Annotated in this window: 16 protein-coding genes; 7 read left to right on the top strand and 9 right to left on the bottom strand. The window is 75.0% G+C overall.

Annotation, left to right across the window (positions count from 1 at the left end; all coding sequences use genetic code 11):
* Nucleotides 1-118: 118 nt before the first annotated feature.
* Nucleotides 119-1,270 carry a S1 family peptidase gene (locus tag ACFQ80_RS17055; protein WP_430564474.1) on the bottom strand — a complete coding sequence of 384 codons (1,152 nt, stop codon included), beginning with the start codon at nt 1,268-1,270 and terminating at the stop codon, nt 119-121.
* Between the two features lie 116 nt (nt 1,271-1,386).
* Between ACFQ80_RS17055 and ACFQ80_RS17050 the strand changes: the two genes are divergently transcribed.
* Nucleotides 1,387-2,808, top strand: coding sequence for a TrkH family potassium uptake protein (locus ACFQ80_RS17050; protein ID WP_430564473.1), 1,422 nt, complete (start codon nt 1,387-1,389; stop codon nt 2,806-2,808).
* A gap of 85 nt (nt 2,809-2,893) precedes the next feature.
* Here ACFQ80_RS17050 and ACFQ80_RS17045 read toward each other — a convergent pair whose 3' ends face one another.
* The 4 genes from ACFQ80_RS17045 to ACFQ80_RS17030 form a co-directional block, all read right to left on the bottom strand.
* Nucleotides 2,894-3,418 carry a hypothetical protein gene (locus ACFQ80_RS17045; RefSeq protein WP_430564472.1) on the bottom strand — a complete coding sequence of 175 codons (525 nt, stop codon included), beginning with the start codon at nt 3,416-3,418 and terminating at the stop codon, nt 2,894-2,896.
* A gap of 103 nt (nt 3,419-3,521) precedes the next feature.
* Nucleotides 3,522-5,159 carry a methyltransferase gene (locus ACFQ80_RS17040; RefSeq protein ID WP_430564471.1) on the bottom strand — a complete coding sequence of 546 codons (1,638 nt, stop codon included), beginning with the start codon at nt 5,157-5,159 and terminating at the stop codon, nt 3,522-3,524.
* Complete coding sequence (locus ACFQ80_RS17035; protein ID WP_430564470.1) at nt 5,156-5,752, bottom strand: hypothetical protein; 597 nt, start codon at nt 5,750-5,752, stop codon at nt 5,156-5,158. The genes ACFQ80_RS17040 and ACFQ80_RS17035 overlap by 4 nt, the downstream gene beginning before the upstream one ends.
* A 43-nt stretch (nt 5,753-5,795) precedes the next feature.
* On the bottom strand, nt 5,796-6,419 hold the full coding sequence (locus ACFQ80_RS17030; RefSeq protein WP_430564469.1) for a hypothetical protein: 624 nt from the start codon (nt 6,417-6,419) through the stop codon (nt 5,796-5,798).
* A 99-nt stretch (nt 6,420-6,518) separates the two neighbouring features.
* On the opposite strand from ACFQ80_RS17030, the gene ACFQ80_RS17025 reads away from it, so the two are divergent.
* Both ACFQ80_RS17025 and ACFQ80_RS17020 read left to right on the top strand, forming a co-directional pair.
* Complete coding sequence (locus ACFQ80_RS17025; protein WP_430564468.1) at nt 6,519-7,061, top strand: DinB family protein; 543 nt, start codon at nt 6,519-6,521, stop codon at nt 7,059-7,061.
* Between the two features lie 53 nt (nt 7,062-7,114).
* Nucleotides 7,115-7,987: a hypothetical protein gene (locus ACFQ80_RS17020; protein ID WP_430564467.1), complete on the top strand. Its 873-nt coding sequence runs from the start codon at nt 7,115-7,117 to the stop codon at nt 7,985-7,987.
* A 63-nt stretch (nt 7,988-8,050) separates the two neighbouring features.
* Here the strand turns inward: ACFQ80_RS17020 and ACFQ80_RS17015 are convergent, their stop codons facing one another.
* Nucleotides 8,051-10,699 (bottom strand): M14 family zinc carboxypeptidase, encoded by a 2,649-nt coding sequence (locus ACFQ80_RS17015; protein WP_430564466.1) that lies wholly within the window; start codon nt 10,697-10,699, stop codon nt 8,051-8,053.
* A gap of 204 nt (nt 10,700-10,903) precedes the next feature.
* Here ACFQ80_RS17015 and ACFQ80_RS17010 point away from each other — a divergent pair, with 204 nt between their 5' ends.
* On the top strand, nt 10,904-11,482 hold the full coding sequence (locus ACFQ80_RS17010; RefSeq protein WP_430564465.1) for a DinB family protein: 579 nt from the start codon (nt 10,904-10,906) through the stop codon (nt 11,480-11,482).
* Between the two features lie 84 nt (nt 11,483-11,566).
* On the opposite strand, the gene ACFQ80_RS17005 is transcribed toward ACFQ80_RS17010, so the two are convergent.
* Entirely contained in the window at nt 11,567-13,855 is a 2,289-nt protein-coding gene (locus tag ACFQ80_RS17005) for a sodium-translocating pyrophosphatase (RefSeq protein ID WP_430564464.1), read from the bottom strand.
* 211 nt (nt 13,856-14,066) lie between these two features.
* Here ACFQ80_RS17005 and ACFQ80_RS17000 point away from each other — a divergent pair, with 211 nt between their 5' ends.
* The 3 genes from ACFQ80_RS17000 to ACFQ80_RS16990 are packed head-to-tail and all read left to right on the top strand — an operon-like array spanning nt 14,067 to nt 17,431.
* Complete coding sequence (locus tag ACFQ80_RS17000) at nt 14,067-14,651, top strand: sigma-70 family RNA polymerase sigma factor (RefSeq protein WP_430564463.1); 585 nt, start codon at nt 14,067-14,069, stop codon at nt 14,649-14,651.
* Entirely contained in the window at nt 14,648-16,093 is a 1,446-nt protein-coding gene (locus tag ACFQ80_RS16995; protein ID WP_430564462.1) for a hypothetical protein, read from the top strand. The genes ACFQ80_RS17000 and ACFQ80_RS16995 overlap by 4 nt, the downstream gene beginning before the upstream one ends.
* A 42-nt stretch (nt 16,094-16,135) precedes the next feature.
* Nucleotides 16,136-17,431: a M18 family aminopeptidase gene (locus ACFQ80_RS16990; RefSeq protein ID WP_430564461.1), complete on the top strand. Its 1,296-nt coding sequence runs from the start codon at nt 16,136-16,138 to the stop codon at nt 17,429-17,431.
* A gap of 22 nt (nt 17,432-17,453) precedes the next feature.
* On the opposite strand, the gene ACFQ80_RS16985 is transcribed toward ACFQ80_RS16990, so the two are convergent.
* Both ACFQ80_RS16985 and ACFQ80_RS16980 read right to left on the bottom strand, forming a co-directional pair.
* A complete protein-coding gene (locus tag ACFQ80_RS16985) occupies nt 17,454-18,245 on the bottom strand; it encodes a transglycosylase family protein (RefSeq protein WP_430564460.1) in 792 nt (263 codons plus the stop codon).
* A gap of 154 nt (nt 18,246-18,399) precedes the next feature.
* A complete protein-coding gene (locus ACFQ80_RS16980) occupies nt 18,400-19,251 on the bottom strand; it encodes an LPXTG cell wall anchor domain-containing protein (RefSeq protein WP_430564459.1) in 852 nt (283 codons plus the stop codon).
* Nucleotides 19,252-19,317: the final 66 nt, after the last annotated feature.

The raw sequence follows: 19,317 nt of genomic DNA, 5'->3' as shown, positions 1-19,317 counted from the left end.
AGCTCACAGGTCGGCCCGGTGGCGCTCCACCGTGGCCCGACGAGCTACCTCGCGGTTCTTCGAGCTACCTCGCGGCTCTCCGAGCTACCTCGCGGATCTCTGGACTACCTCCCGGCGGTCAGCCGGTCACCAGGGTGAGGTCGTAGGCGTCGAGGATCTCGCCCACCGGCTGGAAGAACGTCGTGCCGCCGGACGTGCAGTCCCCGGAACCGCCGGACGTGACGCCCTGCGCCTGGTCGCCCGCCAGCAGCGAGCCGCCGGAGTCGCCCGGCTCCGCGCACACGTCGGTGCGGATGAGCCCGTCGACCGTGCCCTCGGCGTAGGAGACCGAGACGTCGAGCGCCTCGACGGTGCCGCAGTGCCAGCCCGACGTCGAGCCGGAGCGGCACACCTGGGCCCCCACCGGCGCCGGCTCGGCGCCCGCGACGGCGACCTGGCCGCCCGCCCAGTCGTTCACGGCACCGACCGGCGTGCTGCCGAGCCCCACCTGGACGTACCCGTAGTCGTCGCCGGGGAAGCTCGACCCGGCGAACGTGCCCGTGGGCTGCGACGTCGGGTCGCCCGCGGAGCCGCAGTGCCCCGCGGTGACGAAGCCGTCCGTGACGGCGAAGCCCACCGAGCAGCGCGACGCCCCGTTGATGTAGTACGCGTTGCCCCCGACGACGTCGTCGAGCACCCGTGGCCGCTCGGCGGTCGTGCGCACCGTGGCGGCGCCGCTCGGCACGCCCGCCGCGGCCAGCGCGTCGTCGACGTCCGCCCGGGCGTCCGCCCCTGCCAGCGTCTCGACCACGAGGGTGTTGTCCTGCACGTCCACGTGCCAGCCGGTCACGCCGACGGCCGCGGCGGCATCGTCGCCCAGGTCCGCGGCCCAGCCCTCGAGCTGGTCCAGCGAGTACCGGGCGTCCACCGCCCGACCGCCCGCGGCGCGCACGGCGGCCTCGACGGCACCGCCCGCGTCGCCCGTCGTGGCGACGAACAGCCGGTCGAGCTCGGGGTCGAGCCACGCGCCGGCGAAGTCGTCACCGAGCTTCTCCCGCAGCCGCTCCTGCGCGGCCGCGGCGTCGTCCTGGAAGTCCAGCCGTTCGACGGCGCGCTCCTTCGACACGCCGAGGTCGTCCGTCATGGCCCGCAGGAGCCCGGCCGGATATCGGTCCGCGCCCGCGACGTCGTCGTCGGGGTCCGGACCGGCGGCCTGGGCCGTCGCCGCGGTCGCCGCGAGCGTGAGCCCGGCAGCCGTGGCGGTCATCGTCCTGAAGGTCGTGCGTCTCATCGGAGAATCCCTTCCGTCAGGTACCGGACGGTTGCCCGGCGCACCACACGCTACGGGGGTGACCAGCCCGCGGCCAGGGCGCGTCCAGCCCGCCGCCGGGTGCACACTGATCCTTCGTGCACCCGATCCCGTGGCTGCGCCCGCACCGGGTGCCCGCGCCCTCCGCCTCGCCGGCGAGCCTGCGTCGCCGCCCGGTCCAGGTGGTCACCCTCGCCTTCCTCGCGACGATCGGCGCCGGCACGGCGCTGCTGAGCCTGCCGGTCAGCGCCACCGGGAGGAACGCGAGCTTCGTCGAGGCCCTGTTCACCGCGACGTCCGCGGCCTGCGTGACCGGCCTCGCCGTCGTCGACACCGAGACGTTCTGGACGCCGTTCGGGCAGGTCGTGATCCTGCTGCTCATCCAGGTGGGCGGCTTCGGCGTCATGACCCTCGCGTCGCTGCTCGGCCTGCTGCTGACCCGCCGCCTGGGGCTCAGCACCCGCCTGGTGGCGACCGAGTCGACCCGCTCGGTCGGGATGGGCGACGTCCGGCGCGTGCTGCTCGGCGTGCTGCGGTTCACCGTCGTCACCGAGCTGGTGGTGGCCGCGGTGCTCACGGCGCGGTTCGCCGCCGCCTACGACGAACCGCTCGGCCACGCCGTCTGGTCCGGCGTGTTCCACGCGGTGTCCGCGTTCAACAACGCGGGCTTCTCGATCTACAGCCAGAACCTCGTGCCGTTCGTCGCCGACCCGTGGGTGTGCCTGCCGATCTGCGCGGCGATCATCATCGGCGGCCTCGGCTTCCCGGTGCTGCTGGAGCTGTGGCGCCTGCACCGCACTCGCAGGACCGAGGACGGGCCGACCGATCTGCAGCGCCTGTCGCGCTGGAGCGTGCACACGCGGCTCACCGTGCTGATGACGGTGGTGCTGCTCGTGGTGGGCACGGTGTTCTTCCTCGCGGCCGAGTGGCGCAACCCCGGCACGTTCGGGCCCCTCGACCCGCCCGCGAAGGTGCTGGCCGCGTTCACACAGGCGGTGATGCCCCGCACCGCGGGCTTCAACTCCGTGGAACTGTCGCAGGCCAACAACGGCACGTGGTTCTTCACCGACATGCTGATGTTCATCGGCGCAGGGTCGGGAGGCACCGCCGGCGGCATCAAGGTGACGACGTTCGCCGTCCTCGCCGTCGCGATCTGGTCGGAGCTGCGGGGCGACCCCGACGCCACGCTCTGGGACCGGCGCCTGACACCGAGCACCCAGCGGCAGGCGCTCACCGTCGCGCTCGTCGGCGTCGCCGCCGTGGTGCTGCCCACCCTCGCGATCACGCTGTCCACCAGCCTGTTCACCCTGGACCAGGTGCTGTACGAGGTGGTCTCCGCGTTCAGCACCACCGGCCTGTCCACCGGCATCACCGCGGACATGCAGCCGTGGCACCAGCTCGTGCTCGTGGCCCTGATGTTCCTCGGCCGGCTCGGGCCCATCACGCTCGGCACCGGCCTCGCGATGCGCGACCGGCAGCGCCTGTACCGGCGCCCGGAGGCGGCCGTCGTCATCGGCTGACGCCCCCGCCACGCAGCGAGCGTGCTGGATCGATCCTCAGACGGCCGGTTCGAGGATCGATCCAGCACCGACGATTCCTCGCGTGTCAGCAGTTCGTCCCGGCGTACGTGCCGACGGCCTGCGCGGCCTCCTGGAACTCCGAGCCGGTCATGGCGGACATGGCGTCCTGCAGCTTCGTCATCGCCTCGGCGTCGGTGGGGTCCTCGGCCGCGGCGCTCAGGCCGTCCGTCGCGGTGCGGAACGACGTGGTCAGCGCCTCCCAGTCGTCGGCGATCTCCGCGGGCGGCTCGCCGACGCTCTCGAGCGTGGTGGTGAGGTCCTCGAGCTTGTCGACCGTGGGCTGCAGGTCGGACGGGTCGACGTCGCCCATCGCGGAGGACGCCTCGGTGAGGGCCTGGACGGCGCCGCACACGTCGCCGCCGGCCGCCTCGTCGGCCGGGGCCTCCTCCTCGGCCGGGCTCTCCTCGGGCGCCTGCTCCTCGGCGGCGGGCGTGCCCTCACCGGAGCCGGACCCCGAGTCGCCGGAGCCGCTGCAGGCGGCGAGGCCGAGGGAGAGCAGGGCGGCGGCGGCCACGGCGGTGGCACGGGTCATCGTCAGTCGGTTGCGCATGGGGACCATCGTGACCGACGGGCGCCGCTCCTGCGCCCCGGCGCGACGGGGAGTTCTCCCCATGTGGCACGGCCCACGCCCGGCAGGCCCCCGGGCGGCGCCGTCAGTCGGCGGGGCGGAGGAAGCCGTCGCGCACCAGGCCGCGGACGGCGGGGAACAGCTCGGCCCGCAGGTCGTCGGCGGGGACGTCGAGCAGCGCGCCCAGCGCCCCGACGATCTGCCCGACGGCGAGCTCGCCGTCGCACACCCCGACGAACGCCGCGAGGCCGGTGGAGGCGTGCACCCCGCGACCCAGCCCGTCGCCCTGCCGGATCACGACGACGTTCGGGTCCGCCTGCCCGGGCGTGTGGAACCGCTCCTCGGTGACGTCGTCCGCGACCACGAGGTGGGCGCCGGCGAGCGCCGCGTCGTCGCGCGCCTCGAGCCAGTCGTGCGCCGCGAGCGACGCCGCGACGTGCGCGCCGAGCGGCTGGTGCACGGAGCCGGTGTGCTCCTCGAGGCGGCGCAGCGTCGGCCGCGCGCCGCCCGTGGGCCGGCGGAGGGTGACGATCCCGAAGCCCACGGCCTCCACGTCGCGGGACGCGAAGTCGTCCAGCCACGCGCCGTACGCGGCGGCCCAGGCGCCCGGCTCGCGCTCCGGGGTGGTGCCGCCGTCGCGGATCCACGTCTCGGCGTACTCCGCCGGGTCGAGCACCTCGCGCTGGATCACCCAGCCGTCCAGGCCGGCGGCGTCGAGCCACGCGCCCACGCGCTCGTCCCACGGCTCGCCGCGCCGGTGCTCCCAGTTGCCCAGCAGCTGCGCGACACCGCCGGGCGCGAGCACGCCGCCGACGTCACGCACCAGGTCCCGCACCAGGTCGTCGCCCGAGCGGCCGCCGTCGCGGTACTCGTAGTCGCCCAGCGCCTCCGCCACCGCGGCGCCCGCCGCGCCGGCGTGCGGGGTGATGACGAACGGCGGGTTGGAGACGACCAGGTCGAAGCTCTCCCCCGCCACCGGGTCCAGCATCGACCCGTGCCGCAGCGCGACGTCGACCCCCGCCGCCGGGGTGTTGAGCGCGAGGTTGAACCGGGCGAAGCCCAGCGCGCGCCGGGACAGGTCGGTCGCCACGACGTGCCGGGCGTGCCGCGCGGCGTGCAGCGCCTGGATGCCGCAGCCCGTGCCCAGGTCGAGCACGCGGCCCACCGGCGTGCGCGCCGTGACCTGGGCGAGCGTCGTGGACGCGCCGCCGGCGCCCAGCACGTGGTCCGTCGCGAGCCGACCGCCCGTGGCCAGCTCGGCGAGGTCGCTCGCCAGCCACCACGACGCCTCCCCGCCCGCGTCGACGGCGGCGTACGGGCGCAGGTCGACGACGGCGCGCACGGCGTCGTCGTCACCCTCACCCGCCGCGGCCACCAGCCCCAGGTGGGCGGCACCGGCGGTGCCGAGGCCGGGCAGCGCCCGGTCGAGCGCCCCGCGCGGCACCTCGTCGGCCAGCAGGAACAGCCGGGCGAGCACGGCGCGTGGCTCGTGCGCGGGCCCGACGTCCGCGAGCGCGCGGCGGGCCGGCACGGTCTGCTCGCGGTGCAGCGCCGCGGACGCGACCTCGCCCAGCGCCTCGCCGACGCCGTCGACGGTGTAGCCCGCCGCCGTCAGGTCCGACCGCAGCGCGTCGACCAGTGACCCGGCGTGCCCCGCCGCGCCGGGCACGGGCGCCGAGACAGTCGTGGAGGCAGGCGTCGGGGCGAGGCCGTCCGTCGTCATCGGCCCGCGCACTCGGTCGACAGGAACGTGGTGATGTCCTTGGCGGCCGTCGTGGCGTCGGCCGTGTCGTCCGCGGTGATCGCGCCGGCCATCGCGGAGCTCACGGCGTTCGCGTCGTCCGCGTCGACGCCCTCGAACGCCGTGACGGCGCTGTCGAGGTAGTCCGCCATCGCGCCCCAGGGCTCCGCCACGCCCTCCGGCGGCTCGGCGTCGGCCATCGCGGTGTCCGCGGTGCGGAAGCTCTGCACCAGCGCGCGCGGGTGCTCCGGGCTGAGGTCGACGAGCGCGCGGTTGGTCGTGGACCAGGCCTGCTGCAGCCCGGCGCACGTCTCGCGGTCGAGGCCCTCGCCGTCCGTCGCGTCCGCGCTCGGGTCGGGCGACGCCTCCGGGTCCGACGCCGCGTCCTTCGACCGGCTCGGCTCGCCCTCGACGCCCATCGCGAGGTCGCCGGGGATCGAGACCGCCGGGGCGGGCTCCGCGACCGGCTCCTCGCCGCCGTCGGACTGCCCGCAGCCGGCCAGCGCGGCCCCGGTCACGAGCATCCCCACGACGACGACCGGGAGGTGGCGGGGCAGGAGGCGGGCGGGGCGCATCCCCCTATGGTGCGTCACCGCCCGCGCGCGCGGAAATCTCCGCTCAGTCGGCGGGCGCGTCGTCCAGGGTGTCGTCCAGGGTGTCGTCCGGGGTGTCGTCCGACGTGTCGTCCGGGGTCTCGTCAGGCGCGTCGGTCGCGCCGCAATCGTCCTTGAGGAAGGTCGTGACGCGGTTCGACGCCGCCGTCATCGCCGGGGTGTCGAGCTCCGCCAGGGCCTCGGCGACGGCCGTCGCGACCTCGCCCTCGCCGGCCGCCTCGATCTCGTCGGCGACCGCGCCGACGTAGGTCGCCACGGTGAGCCAGTCGTCACGCACCTCCGTGGGCGGACGGACCTCGGCGAGGGCGTCGCGGGCACCCACGAAGCCGCGCCGCAGGGTGGCCGGGTCGTCGGCCGTCATCTCGACCTGGAGGGACGCCGACCGCGACCACGCGGCCTGCACCACCGGGCACTCGTCGGGCGGGCCGGCCGCGAGGACCGCCTCGGCGGGGGCGCCGGCGTCCGCCACGAAGCCGGACGCCACCCCGACCCCCATGCCCAGGAGCAGCGCGACGGCGCCGGCGGCCGCGAACGACGAGCGGCGACGCCAGATCCCCGGCACCGGTCGCCTCAGGCGACCGACCACGCCGCGCGAGGCGCCACCGGCGCGTCTCGTGCTGGCCCTCATGCTGCCGAAGGCTACCGGGAGAGCGCACGACGCCGGAACGTCGCCGCAGGTGGGAGCATGCGGCTTGACCCGTGGCGGGCGTTCGGCCAGATTACGCGCGTGACCTCTACCACGCCCGGCCTGTGGGTGCATCCCGAGAATGACCCGCGAGCGACGGGCGTCGACCCGGTCGGCGAGAAGGAGACCCTCTGGGAATACCTCTGCCGCTACCGCATGACGCTGGTCATGAAGTGCGAGGGCCTCGACGCCTCGCAGCTCGCGCGCCGTGCCGTGCCGCCGTCGACGCTCTCGCTGCTCGGGCTCGTCCGGCACCTCGCGAACGTCGAGCACCACTGGTTCCGGCGGGTGCTGGAGGGCCTCGACGAGCGCGGCCCGTTCGAGCTGCCCGGCTACCCCGACGTCGACTTCGACGGCGCCCTCCCGGACGCGACCTGCGTCGACGAGGCGTGGGACGCCTGGCACCGCGCCGTCGAGGCCGCGGACGACTGCTTCGCCGGCGAGGACCTGAGCCGCGAGGTGCCCTACGACGGCGGCACCGTCGAGGCCCGCGACGTGCTGCTGCACGTGCTCGAGGAGTACGCCCGGCACATGGGCCACGTGGACCTGCTGCGCGAGTGCATCGACGGGCGCACGGGGCTCTAGCCCCGCGCCCCACCCCGCGCCCCGACCCCGCGCGGCCGCGTAGCGTGCCGACCATGGCGGGTGTGCGGAGCTTCCTCAGCGGCGTCCTGGTCCTGCTCGCGGTGCTGGCGGCGGTGGTCACCGTGCCCGCGCGGTACGTCGAGGGCACCCTGCTGGACACGGACGCGTACGTCGCGGCGACGGCGCCGCTCGCGGAGGAGATCACCACGCAGGACGCGGTGGCCGAGGCGCTGACCGGCACCGTGGTCGACCAGATCGACTCGGGGGTGCTCGCCGGGGCGCTGCGCCCGGTGATCGGCGAGGTGGCCGACGTCTTCGTGCGCTCGGACACCTTCCCGCCCGCCTGGGAGGAGGCCAGCCGGCAGGGGCACGCCGCGACGGTGGCGGTGCTGCGCGACGAGAGCGACGTCGTCGACGCCGCCGACGGCGTGGTGACCCTCCCCCTCGACCCGTTCCTGGAGGCGGTCGCGCAGGCGCTGCGCGACCGCGGGCTGCCCGTCCCCGAAGGCTTCGCGACGACCGGCGCCGACGTCGTCCTGTACGCGTCCGACGACCTCGCCACCGCCCAGTCGGCCGTCGCCGTGCTGGACCGGTGGACCCCGTGGGCGCTGCCGGCGACGGTGCTGCTCGCCGTCCTGGCCGCCCTCGTCGCCCGGCCCGGACGACGCCTGCGCACGGTCGCGGTGACCGGGGTGCTGACCGCCGTCGCGATGCTCGTGCTCCTCGTGCTGCTGCCGGAGGCCGTGCAGGCGGTCTTCGCCGGGCTCGACGTCGGCGCAGCGGGACGCCAGGTGCTCGACGACACCGTCGACGCGCTGCTGGTGCCGCTGCGCACCCGGCTCTGGTGGGCGTTCGGGGTCGCCGCGGCCGTGGGGGTCGGCGCGGGGGTCACGGCCGGCGTGCTGCGCCGCGGGCGCGCGTCCTGATCCTGCGGCACGGCCCTGCCGCCCGGGCGTCGGCCCGGGCGGCAGGGCAGGTCGAACGCCTGGTCAGGCGTCCGAGGTGGCCCAGAAGAGGGCCTGCGCCGCCTGGCCCAGGCCGCCCTTCGGGTGGGTGCGGAAGAACACCGACGTGCCGAACACGACGGCCCGCGCGCCCGACTCCGCCTCGCCCGAGACCACCGCGGCGTGCCCTGCCGCCGCGTCGGGGCCGTCCGACCCCGCGCCGGACGGCGTCCAGTGCCCGGCGAGGAACGGCCGGTCCGCGTCGTAGGACTGCTCGGCCGTGGTGCCCTCGCCCAGGTCGGTGAACCAGGTCGCCGGATAGACGAACGCCTGGTCCTGGGGGTGCGCGGACAGGAACGACGAGCGCGCGGTGTTGACGTCGACGATCCCGTTGCCCGACCGGTTGCCCGTGACGGCCGAGCCCTCCACGAGCCCGTACGTCTCGGCCACGGCGAACGCGGCCGCCGTGCGACCCACGACCGAGCCGCCGTCGTCCACCCAGCCCTGCACCGCCTCCCGGCCGGCGCTGCCGGCGGGCAGCGTCAGCGACGACCCGACCCAGAGCACGTCGGCGTCCTCGAGGCCCGTCGTCCCGGTCGCCGCGCCGGCCTCGATGCCGGCCGCGGTGACCCGGACCAGGTCGTCGAAGCCGAGCTCGGTCAGGGACAGCAGGTCGTCCTGGCTGCCCGCGTAGGCGACCGTGAGGTCGTCGAGCTCCGCCGCCTCGTCGAGCCGGCGCAGCTCCTGCCGCGTCGCGGCCTCGAACGGGACGTCGTGCTCGCGCGCGACCTCCCGGACGGTCCGGCCGTCCCCGCGCCCGACGACGGCGCGCCCGTCGTCCAGGAGCCAGACCGGGACGTCCTCCTCGAGCAGCGCGTTGAGGGCGCGGTAGTCCTCGACGCCCGCGACGTCGAACGCGACGTGCCGCGCCCCGTGCGGCACGCGGGCGTCCGACGGCTCGCCGCGCAGCGGGACGACCTTCCCGACCGGCCGGTCCGTGGTCGACCCGACGCTGTCGACCGTCGCGCCCCACAGGGACGACAGGCTCCACGCCGAGATGTTGTACATCGACGGCACCTTCGCCGAGATGTCGGTGCCGAGGTCGAGCAGGGCGTTCGCCAGGCCGCGCAGCGGCTGGTGCAGGTCGACGACGAACGAGCCGCGCGGGTAGGTGGTGCCGCCGACGCGGGTGGCGCGCGTCAGCGTGCCGACCTCGATGCCGTGGAACAGGAGCTGGTCCACCAGCGCCTCGGCGTCGGCGGCGGACCGCTGCCCGTCGCCGACCGGGATCACGTAGGCGCGCGGCAGGTCGACCGGGTCCTGGTCGTCGACCACGTCCCAGTGCTGCTTCCATTCGTCCGGCCCGGGCACGGCCGCCACGTCGTCGACCGTCAGCGCGTCCTTCGGCTCCCCCGCGACGCCCCGGCGGAACGCCTCGATCTGGTCGTCCAGCATGGCGTCGTGGTGCCCGGCCACGTAGTCGATCATCGAGGTCATCGTCTGCTTCGCCACCGCCGTGTTGATCACGGCGTCCTCGGGCGTGGTGGCCGGGCCGGTGCGGCCCTTCGGCAGCTCGACGGTGCTGGTCGTGGCGCCGTGGAACGCGGCGTACTGCGCGGTGAAGATCGGCGGGTAGTCGTCCCACCCGGACGGGGTGTCGCGGTACGGGATCTTGATGAAGCCGGTGTTCTCGTCGACCGCCTCGTCCGTGGCCGGGTCGTAGTAGGTGTTCCCGGGGATCTGCGCGGCGACCACGTCGTCCTCCACCTGGCGCGCGATCGCGTACCCATGGGGGATGAACAGGTCGTACTCGTAGTTCTCGCCGTGCGGCGGCCCGCACGGCTCCACCTGCAGCACGTCGGTGTAGCCGTGGAAGTCGGCCGCGTAGAGCGGCTGCAGCGCCTGCGCGGTCGCGACGAACGACCGCGACTCCGGCGTCGCCCCGGTGATCATGTCGCGGTTCGCGTCGAGGCTCAGGCTCGTGGCCCGGGTGCCCAGGGTGCGCCCGTCGGGGTTGAGCGTCAGCGAGAAGTACAGCCGGTGGTCCTCGAGCAGGGCCGCGGTGGCCGGGTCGTCGGACGTCGCCAGCTCGTCGATGACCTGCATCGCGGCGTCGGTGCCCTCCCACTCGTTGCCGTGGATGTTGGCGCTGATCCACAGCGGCGTCTTGTAGCCCTCGGCGAGGCGGCGGTCGGCCGCGGCCCGCTCCGGGGACGTGCGGATCTCCTCCCGCCACCCGGTCTGCCGCGCGGTCTCGCGGCGGGACTCCGGCGCCGTCACGGTCACCAGGTACAGGTCGCGGCCCGCCGTGGACCGACCCACCACCTGGGTCGAGACCCGGTCGCTCGAGTCCATGAAGGCCGTCAGCCGCGGGGCGATCTCGGCGTAGCTGATCGTGCCGTTGAGGTCGGTCGCGTCGTCGTCCGCCGGCGGGTACACGGTGAGGTCGGGCTGGGACGGGTAGGCGCGGGGCATGTCGATCGCGCCGCCGGTCGTCCCGCCGCCGTGGCCGGGCCCGGAGCGTTGTGCCGTGCGCGCCAGCTCGGCGAACGACGCCGCGCCGGCGGCAGGTGCGTCCCGCTCGGGCCCGCGGCCTTGGCGGTCCTGCCGGTCGTCGGCGGCCGCGGCGGTCACGAACGTCGTCGCCAGGAGGGTGAGGGTGCCGAGCACCGCGACGGTGCGTGGGAGCTTCATGGGTCTCCTTCTTCTCGTCGGCGGCGTGGACTCCGTCGTCCCGCCAGGGGCCGGCGCCGAGCGCCGTCCCCGGCCCAGCATGTCGCGACCCGGGAGCTTCGGCACGGCCGGAAACACGACGTTCACGGGGGAACGACGACCGACCGGGGACCATCCGGGACTATCCCCTTGCGTGCGCGTCGTCGGGGGGAGTCGGATGTCGCCATGACAGATCCCGCGACGACGCCCGAGGCACGCCGGTTCCCCGACCTGTGGGTGGACCCCGAGGACGACCCCCGCCAGCAGTGGGCCGACCCGGTCGGCGAGCTGGAGACCCACTGGTCCTACCTGCGGTCCTACCGCGCCACGATCGAGATGAAGTGCGAAGGGCTCGACGCCGAGCAGCTCGCCCGCCGCTCCGTGCCGCCGTCGACCCTGTCGCTGCTGGGGCTGGTGCGCCACCTGGCCAAGGTGGAGCATTCCTGGTCCCGCCGCGTCCTGCAGGGCGCGATGGACCTGCCGAAGCTCTACGTCGCCGACGGCGGCCCGGACTGGGACTTCGACGGCGCGGTCGCGGACCCTGAGATCGTCGCGGAGGCGTGGACCTCCTGGCGGCGCGAGACGGCGGCCGCCGACGCGTGGCTCGCCACCCAGACCGACGCGGACATGGGGCGGGTCGTGCCGTTCGACGGCACCAGCTCGACGGTGCGCGACATCCTCGAGCACCTCGTCGAGGAGTACGCCCGCCACGCCGGGCACGCCGACCTGCTGCGCGAGTGCATCGACGGCCGCACCGGCCAGTGACCCCGGCCGCCGGTCGATCCTGTCGAGCCTGTCGAGCCTGTCGAGACCCTGCCGCGGGTCTCGACAGGCTCGGCCACCGGGCCGCTACGTCGCGGGGACGCTCGCCGTCTCGTCCGCCTGCTCGCGGTCCACGCGCGCCGCGCGGAGGCGGGACATGATGACGGCGCCGAAGGCGATGCCCGCCGCGACGACGGCGATGACGATGCGCACCGCCTGGTTCGCGTCGGCCGGCACGCTCAGCATCACCACGGCGGGCGCGATGAGCACCGACACCAGGTTCATCACCTTGATGAGCGGGTTGATCGCGGGGCCGGCGGTGTCCTTGAACGGGTCGCCGACCGTGTCGCCGATGACGGTGGCGGCGTGCGCCTCGGAACCCTTGCCGCCGTAGGCGCCGTCCTCGACGATCTTCTTCGCGTTGTCCCAGGCGCCGCCCGAGTTGGCGAGGAAGACGGCCATGAGGACGCCGGCGCCGATCGCGCCCCCGAGGAACCCGGCCAGCGGCCCGACCCCGAGCCCGAACCCGACCGCGATGGGCGCGAACGCCGCCAGCAGGCCGGGGGTGGCGAGCTCGCGCAGCGAGTCGCGGGTGCAGATGTCCACGACGCGGCCGTACTCGGGCCGCTCCTCGTAGGTCATGATCCCGGGGTGCTCGCGGAACTGGCGGCGCACCTCGAAGACGATCGCGCCCGCCGCGCGGGTCACGGCGTCGATGGCGAGGCCGGAGAAGAGGAACACCGTGGCGGCGCCGAGGATCACGCCCACGAGCGTCACGGGCGACACGATCTCGAAGCTGAGCATGGCCGGGACCAGGCCCGCGCCCACCTCCGTGACGTCGGCCAGCGCCGTCGACACGGCGTCGGCGTACGAGCCGAAGAGCGCGGTCGCGGCGAGCACCGCCGTCGCGATCGCGATGCCCTTGGTGATCGCCTTGGTCGTGTTGCCCACCGCGTCGAGGTCCGTGAGGATCTGCGCGGCCTCGTCGTCGACGTCGCCGGACATCTCGGCGATGCCCTGCGCGTTGTCGCTCACCGGCCCGAATGTGTCCATCGCGACGATGACGCCGACGGTCGTGAGCAGCCCGCAGCCCGCGAGCGCCACGAGGAACAGGGACAGCCAGAGCGAGCCGCCAGCGAGCAGGAAGACGCCGCAGATCGCGGCGGCGATGACGCCCGCGGTGTAGACGGCGGACTCGAAGCCCACCCCGATGCCGGACAGCACCACGGTGGCCGCGCCGGTGCGCGACGTCGCCGCGACGTGCAGCGTCGGCTTCGACGTCGTGCCGGTGAAGTAGCCGGTGATCCACAGGATGATCCCGGCGAGCACGACGCCGATGATGACGGCCAGCGACGCGACGACGCGCGGGTCGGCGGTGACCTCGCCGAGCTCGGCGGTGCCGGACAGGTCGGCGAACGACGACGGCAGGTAGACGAACGCGGCGACCGCGGCCAGCAGGGCCCCGACGACGGCGGACAGGTAGAAGCCACGGTTGATGGCCTTGAGGCCGTTCTCGCTGCCCCGCACGCGGGTGACGAGCACGCCCAGCAGCGCGACGAACGCGCCGACGGCGGTGACGATCAGCGGGAAGACGAGGCCCTGCTCCCCCATCACGGCCTTGCCGAGGATGAGGGCGGCGACCAGGGTGACGGCGTACGACTCGAAGAGGTCGGCGGCCATGCCGGCGCAGTCGCCCACGTTGTCGCCCACGTTGTCCGCGATGGTGGCGGCGTTGCGCGGGTCGTCCTCGGGGATGCCCTGCTCGACCTTGCCGACCAGGTCGGCGCCGACGTCGGCCGCCTTGGTGAAGATGCCGCCGCCGACCCGCATGAACATGGCCAGCAGCGCGGCGCCGAAGCCGAAGCCCTCCAGCACGGCCGGTGCCTCCGTGCGGTACACGAGCACGACGAGCGCCGCCCCCAGCAGCCCGAGCCCCACCACGGACATGCCCACGACGCCGCCGGTGCGGAACGCGATCCGTGCACCCTCCGCACGCCCGTCGGGGCGGGTCGAGGCTGCGGCCACCCGCACGTTGGCGCGCACGGCGAGCCACATGCCCAGGTACCCGATGGCGGCGGAGAACGCCGCACCGAAGAGGAACGCGATCGACCGCCCGACCCGGACCCCGCCGTCGCCGGGCAGCGCGAAGAGCAGCAGGAAGACCGCCCCCGCGAACAGGGCCAGCGTGCGGAACTGGCGGTTGAGGTAGGCGGAGGCCCCCTCCTGGACGCCCCGCCCGATCTCCTGCATGCCGGGCGTGCCCTCGGGGGCGGCGAGCACCTGCCGCCGCAGGGTGGCCGCACACACGAGCGCGGCCAGCCCGATGACGGCGATGACCGCGACGATCGTGATGCTGCTGGAACCGAACGTGAGCATCCGTCCTCCTTGACGTGCTTCCTCGACCCGGCGGGACGGCGGTGACCGCCCGTCGGTAAGGTCCCGCCGTCGCCGTTGACGGCGGGATGCGGGGAGTCTACCCACATGTGACGGCCGTCACGAACCACCGTGGAATCCTGGCCCCAACGTTTCCCGTCCGCCGGCCGTCCAAGCGGGTGACGACGGCACGGGAGGGACTGGTGGGTCGACGATGAGTCGCTGGGAGGACGAGCTCGCCGAGCTCGCACGGGCACGGGGCCGCGCCCTGGTGGGGTACGCCTACGTGCTGTGCGGGGACCAAAGGCTCGCGGAGGACCTGGTGCAGGACGCGCTCGTCAAGGTGTTCGCGCGGCTGCGCCGCGGCACCTCCGGGGAGGCGCGGGGCGGCGCGGGCGTGCACCCGCTGGACGGCGGCGGGACGAGCGAGGCGTACGTGCGGCGCGCGATCCTCACGCTCTTCCTCGACGAGCACCGGCGCACGAAGCGCTGGGCGGCGGCGCGGCCGCTCGTGGCCACCGCCGACCGGACCCGCGGCGCGGCCTCGGGCGCGACGGCGCGTGCGGACGTCGCCGCCGCGCTCGGTCGCCTGGCCCCGCGCGAGCGGGCGTGCGTCGTCCTGCGCTACCTCGAGGACCTCACCGTGCCGCAGGTGGCCGAAGCGCTCGGCCTCGCGCAGGGCACCGTCAAGCGCTACCTCGCCGACGCGACGGCGACGCTGCGCGACGTGCTGCGGGTCGCCGACGACGGGACCGGGCGCACCACCACCACGACCACGGGACGGAGGGCCGGACGATGAGCACGAACCGCGCGCGGGACGACTGGGCGGACGCCCGCACCGACGAGGCGCTGCGCCGCGAGCTGGACGCCCTCGCCGGCCTGGGCGCGTCGGCCTCGGGCCTCGACGACGCGCTGGGATCGGTGCGCCACCGGGTGCGACGACGGCGCACCGCCAAGCAGGCCGGCATCGGCGCCACCGTGCTCACCGTCGCCGCCGGGCTGGCGCTGGGCGGCGCCGCGCTGCTGCCCGACGCGCCGCAGCCCCTGCCCGGCCCGGCGACCAGCCCGACGCCCACGCCGTCGCCCTCGGGCGAACCCTCCCCGGACACGGACACGGGGACCGCCTCCCCGCCCGAGACTGCGGGCACCGCGACGGGCTACCAGCCGGCGTGGCTCGAGGGCACCGACCTGGAGTGCGGCATGCGGTTCGACGACCTGCCGGTGAACACCGACGGCCGCCGGCTCGAGCTCCTCGGGGAGCCCGCGCTCGAGGACGACACCAGCGCCGACGGCACCGAGACCGTCCGGACCTGGCGCGCACCCACCCGGCTGACGGTCGAGCGGGCGGCCGACGCCGGGCGCCGGGTGAGCGCCCCCACGCTGCTGTGGCAGCTGGGTGCCCGTGTCGTCGACGTCGGTATCGACACCACCGAGCCGGGGATGGACCAGGTGGGCGACGCGCCCGCCGCACGTGACGCCGAGGACACGCCGCTCAGCACCTGCGATCCCGACCCCCGCACGGTGGACGGTGTCACGACCGACGAGTTCCGGACCGTGCTCGGCGGCGGGACGTACCAGGTGCGCGCGTTCGTACAGCTGTGGTCGCCCGACCTCACGGACGTCGAGCTCGTCCTGTCCGACCCGGTGACCGTCACGCTCGAGGACCCGGTCGCCGGGGCGGGAACCGCGCGCGCCCCCGCAGGGACGTCGGACGCGAGCGGCCCGGAGTGCTCGGCCCGCGGGCTCGACCTGCCGGACCCGGACGTCGCGGGGCTTCCGGAGGCGACGCAGGTCACCGTGGTCTCGCTGTTCGACGCCGCTCGTGCGTGCGACGACGAGCGGCTGATCGAGCTCGCCGAGGCGCCCCGGCGGGTCGACGAGAACTGGGGCGCGCGTTCGCCGCGCGAGCTCCTCGAGCTGCCGGGGGCGGAGGAGACGGAGGACGTGTACGCGATCCTCGCGCGGCTGCTGTCGGGGACGCGGGTGTGCGCCGTCGAGCCGGTCGGCGACGACGGCGTCCAGCGCGCGTACGGCTGGCCGCGCATGTCCATGGGCGGCGGCTGCCCCTCGGCCGAGGCCGACTGGCAGGCGGCGGTGGGCGCCGGCGCGATCACGCGGCAGGAGTCCGACACGATGCGCGCGGCGGGACCGGACGGGTACGAGGGGTGGCGGCTGACCGTCGACGGGGACGGCAGGTGGATGCAGCTCGTCGACGGCTGGCTGGGGCCGCGCGGCGACTGAGCGGCCCGCCGCGCGCTCCGGTCACGTGGAAAGATGACGGTCATGCCCGACGTCGTCCCCGCAGCCGCCCGCGCCCACACCGAGGACCTGGGGGCGTTCGTCTCCGCCTCGCCGTCGTCGTACCACGCCGCGCAGGAGGTGGCCCGCCGCGCGGAGGCCGCCGGCTACGTCCGGCTGGACGAGACGTCCGCGTGGGACGTCGTGCCGGGCGGGCGCTACGTCGTCGTCCGCGACGGCTCGGCGATCGCCGTCGCGGTGCCGCCGACCGCGGGCGCGACGACGTCGTTCACCATCCTCGGGACGCACACCGACTCCACCGGGTTCAAGCTCAAGCCGAAGCCGACCACCGGCCGCGACGGCTGGGTGCAGGCCGGCGTCGAGGTGTACGGCGGCCCGCTGCTCAACTCGTGGCTGGACCGCGAGGTGGAGCTCGCCGGCCGCCTCGTCACCTCCGACGGCACGGAGCACCTGGTGCGCACCGGACCGATCGCGCGCATCCCGCAGCTCGCGATCCACCTGGACCGCTCCGCGAACGAGGGGCTGACGCTCGACAAGCAGCGGCACACGCAGCCCGTCGTCGGGCTCGGCGACGTGTCGCAGGCCGACGTGCTGGCGGAGCTCGCCGCCGCGGCCGACGCGAGCATCGCCGCGTCCGACGTGCTCGGCTACGACGTCGTCCTGGCCGAGACGCAGCCCCCGCGCGCGTTCGGCATCGGCGAGGCGCTGTGGGCGTCGCCCCGCCTGGACAACCAGCTCTCGACGCACGCGGCGATCACGGCGCTGCTCGGCGTCGCGCCGGAGGACCTCACGGGGATCGGCATCGTCGCGGCGTTCGACCACGAGGAGATCGGCTCGGGCTCGCGCTCGGGCGCGGCCGGCCCGTTCCTGGAGGACGTGCTGCGGCGCGTGTCGGCCGGGCTGGGCGCCTCGGAGGACGAGCGGGCACGGGCGTTCGCGGCGTCGCTGTGCGTGTCGTCCGACGTCGGCCACGCGGTGCACCCGAACTACCCGGAGCGGCACGACCCGGCGAACCACCCGCACGCGGGCGGCGGCCCGATCCTCAAGATCAACGCCAACCAGCGCTACGCGACGGACGCGCACGGGGCCGCCCGCTGGCAGGCCGCGTGCGCCACGGCCGGGGTGCCCAGCCAGGAGTTCGTCTCGAACAACACGGTGCCCTGCGGCTCCACGACCGGGCCGATCACCGCGACGCGCCTCGGCATCCGTGTCGTCGACGTCGGCGCCGCCATCCTGTCGATGCACTCGGCGCGCGAGCTCACCGCCGTCGTCGACCCCTGGTACCTGTCCCGCGCGATGCAGGCGGTCCTCGCCGGCTGACCCCCCGTCGCGGTGAGGGCCGTCAGCGCAGGCCGAGCTTGCGGGTGCAGTGCGGCCACTGCCCCCAGCCGGCGCGGTCCTGCAGGATCTGCGCGCGCTTGGTCTGCTCGGACTTGCCGTGGCGGTGCGGCAGGCCCTTGCCGCCGACGGCGTGCCAGGTGCGGCCGGTGAACTGGTACATGCCGTAGAACCCGTTGCCCGTGTTGGTGCGCGGGTTGCCACCCGACTCGCAGCGCGCGAGCTGGCCCCACACGTTGCGCTTCGTGATGCGGCTGGTGGAGATCCAGCCCGTCCTGCCGCCGGGCACGCGCACCTTGACACGGTTGGTGTCGCGGCCGGTGGTGCGGGCCAGGACGGTGACCTTGGTACCGAGGCGCGCCTTGGTGACCTTCGTCGAGCGCGAGCCGATGTCCTTGGTCAGCGTGACCTTCCCCTTGGTGTAGCGGGTGCCGGACACGTCCTTGAGCTTGGTCGCCGTGACGGCCTTCTTGGACACCCAGCCGACCTTGCCGGCGGGCGTGCGCACCTGGAGGCGGTGTGTGCCGCGGTCGAGGACGCGAAGCCGCGTGCCGTCGTCGGGCCGGGCGACGGTCCGGGACCTGCTGGACGGGGTCTTCGTCAGGGGGGCCTTGTTCCACTTCACCCAGCGGACGCCGCCACCGCCGGCGGCGGTGCGCACGGACTGCGTGACGGCGGACGCGGGGGCCGCGGAGGCGGGGCTCGCAGCGGCCGCGGCCGGCACCACCATGGCGGAGGTGACGAGCGCGCCGGCGACTGCGGCCACGACGGAACGACGGGGGGTGGATCGAGGCATGCGTACCAGGGAACGATGTCACGATCGGATAACAAAACCCGTTCGGGAATGCTCACGCCCTCTTCACCGGATGCGGACGCCATCCCGGGTCAAACGGCGACATCACGCCACTACCGCACGCTTCGCCCATGGGCTGACATGCCCGAACTGCGCCTCAGGCGCGGCGGCGACGGCGCACGAGCAGCAGTGCGGCCCCCGCGCCGAGCAGCGCGGCCGCGGCGACGACCAGCCCTGCCACGGTCGCGCCCGTGCGCGGCAGCTGCGCGACGGCGTCCGTCGTCCCGTCGGCCTGGTCCCCCGCCAGCGCGACCGCCTGCTCCGGGGCGTCGGCGTCGACCAGCGGCAGCGCGCCGCCCGCGACGTCGTGCGACGACCCCGTCGCCTGGGGGCGTGACGCCGAGGGCTCGTCCGCGGGCGCGGGCTGCGTGTCGTCATCGGACGCGGCGCCCGGCGTCTCGGGCTCGCCGCCGGGGACGGCCGGCTCCTCGGTCGTGTCCTCCCGCGGGGGCGTGACCGGGGACGGGGTCTCGGGCGCGGGTGTCTCGACGTCGGGCGTGGACGGCGTCCCCGTCGCCGGGGGCGTCGAGGGCTCGGGGGCCTCGGACGGCTCGGGGACCGACCCGGTGGCCGGTGTGCACACCGGCTCCTGCCCACCCTCGCCGAAGTGCTCGTTGTAGCCCTCGACCTGGACCCAGGTGATGCACAGCTCGGCGGGGACCTCGCCGAGCACCGCGGACCACGGCAGGAACTGCTTCCCGACGTACGCCCCCGAGGGCCTCTGGTTGAGGGTCTCGAAGTGGATGCCGGCGCCCTGCTGTCCCGCCCCTGGCGTCGTGTACCGGATGTTGACGTGCCCGCCGTCGCGGAAGGCGTCGCCCGCGGGCAGGGTGAGCCCGTCCGCCGTGACCTGGTAGGGCGGCTCGTCGTCGGAGCCGCCGGCGGCAGCCGGCCCGGCGGAGATCAGGAGGAGGGCGGCGGCGGTCGCCGCGACGGTGGCATGGCGCATGAAGGGGTCCTTCGTCGGAGTCGGGGGTGCGGCCGGGCCCCGGGAGACGGAGCGGCCTGCAGCCGA

The organism is Isoptericola sp. NPDC056578 (assembly GCF_042793275.1).
In the GTDB taxonomy this organism is placed as follows: Bacteria; Actinomycetota; Actinomycetes; order Actinomycetales; family Cellulomonadaceae; genus Isoptericola.
The sequence above is the reverse complement of the archived record's forward strand: the minus strand, read 5'-3'. Positions and strand labels throughout refer to the sequence as shown.

What these genes read in the sequence shown, in the direction of transcription:
- ACFQ80_RS17035 (WP_430564470.1), bottom strand. Translation starts at nt 5,752, where the DNA reads ATGCGCCCCGCCCGCCTCCTGCCCCGCCACCTCCCGGTCGTCGTCGTG.
- ACFQ80_RS17015 (WP_430564466.1), bottom strand. Translation starts at nt 10,699, where the DNA reads ATGAAGCTCCCACGCACCGTCGCGGTGCTCGGCACCCTCACCCTCCTG.
- ACFQ80_RS16980 (WP_430564459.1), bottom strand. Translation starts at nt 19,251, where the DNA reads ATGCGCCATGCCACCGTCGCGGCGACCGCCGCCGCCCTCCTCCTGATC.
- ACFQ80_RS17055 (WP_430564474.1), bottom strand. Translation starts at nt 1,270, where the DNA reads ATGAGACGCACGACCTTCAGGACGATGACCGCCACGGCTGCCGGGCTC.
- ACFQ80_RS17010 (WP_430564465.1), top strand. Translation starts at nt 10,904, where the DNA reads ATGACAGATCCCGCGACGACGCCCGAGGCACGCCGGTTCCCCGACCTG.
- ACFQ80_RS17040 (WP_430564471.1), bottom strand. Translation starts at nt 5,159, where the DNA reads ATGACGACGGACGGCCTCGCCCCGACGCCTGCCTCCACGACTGTCTCG.
- ACFQ80_RS17005 (WP_430564464.1), bottom strand. Translation starts at nt 13,855, where the DNA reads ATGCTCACGTTCGGTTCCAGCAGCATCACGATCGTCGCGGTCATCGCC.
- ACFQ80_RS17030 (WP_430564469.1), bottom strand. Translation starts at nt 6,419, where the DNA reads ATGAGGGCCAGCACGAGACGCGCCGGTGGCGCCTCGCGCGGCGTGGTC.
- ACFQ80_RS17020 (WP_430564467.1), top strand. Translation starts at nt 7,115, where the DNA reads ATGGCGGGTGTGCGGAGCTTCCTCAGCGGCGTCCTGGTCCTGCTCGCG.
- ACFQ80_RS16990 (WP_430564461.1), top strand. Translation starts at nt 16,136, where the DNA reads ATGCCCGACGTCGTCCCCGCAGCCGCCCGCGCCCACACCGAGGACCTG.
- ACFQ80_RS17000 (WP_430564463.1), top strand. Translation starts at nt 14,067, where the DNA reads ATGAGTCGCTGGGAGGACGAGCTCGCCGAGCTCGCACGGGCACGGGGC.
- ACFQ80_RS16985 (WP_430564460.1), bottom strand. Translation starts at nt 18,245, where the DNA reads ATGCCTCGATCCACCCCCCGTCGTTCCGTCGTGGCCGCAGTCGCCGGC.
- ACFQ80_RS16995 (WP_430564462.1), top strand. Translation starts at nt 14,648, where the DNA reads ATGAGCACGAACCGCGCGCGGGACGACTGGGCGGACGCCCGCACCGAC.
- ACFQ80_RS17045 (WP_430564472.1), bottom strand. Translation starts at nt 3,418, where the DNA reads ATGCGCAACCGACTGACGATGACCCGTGCCACCGCCGTGGCCGCCGCC.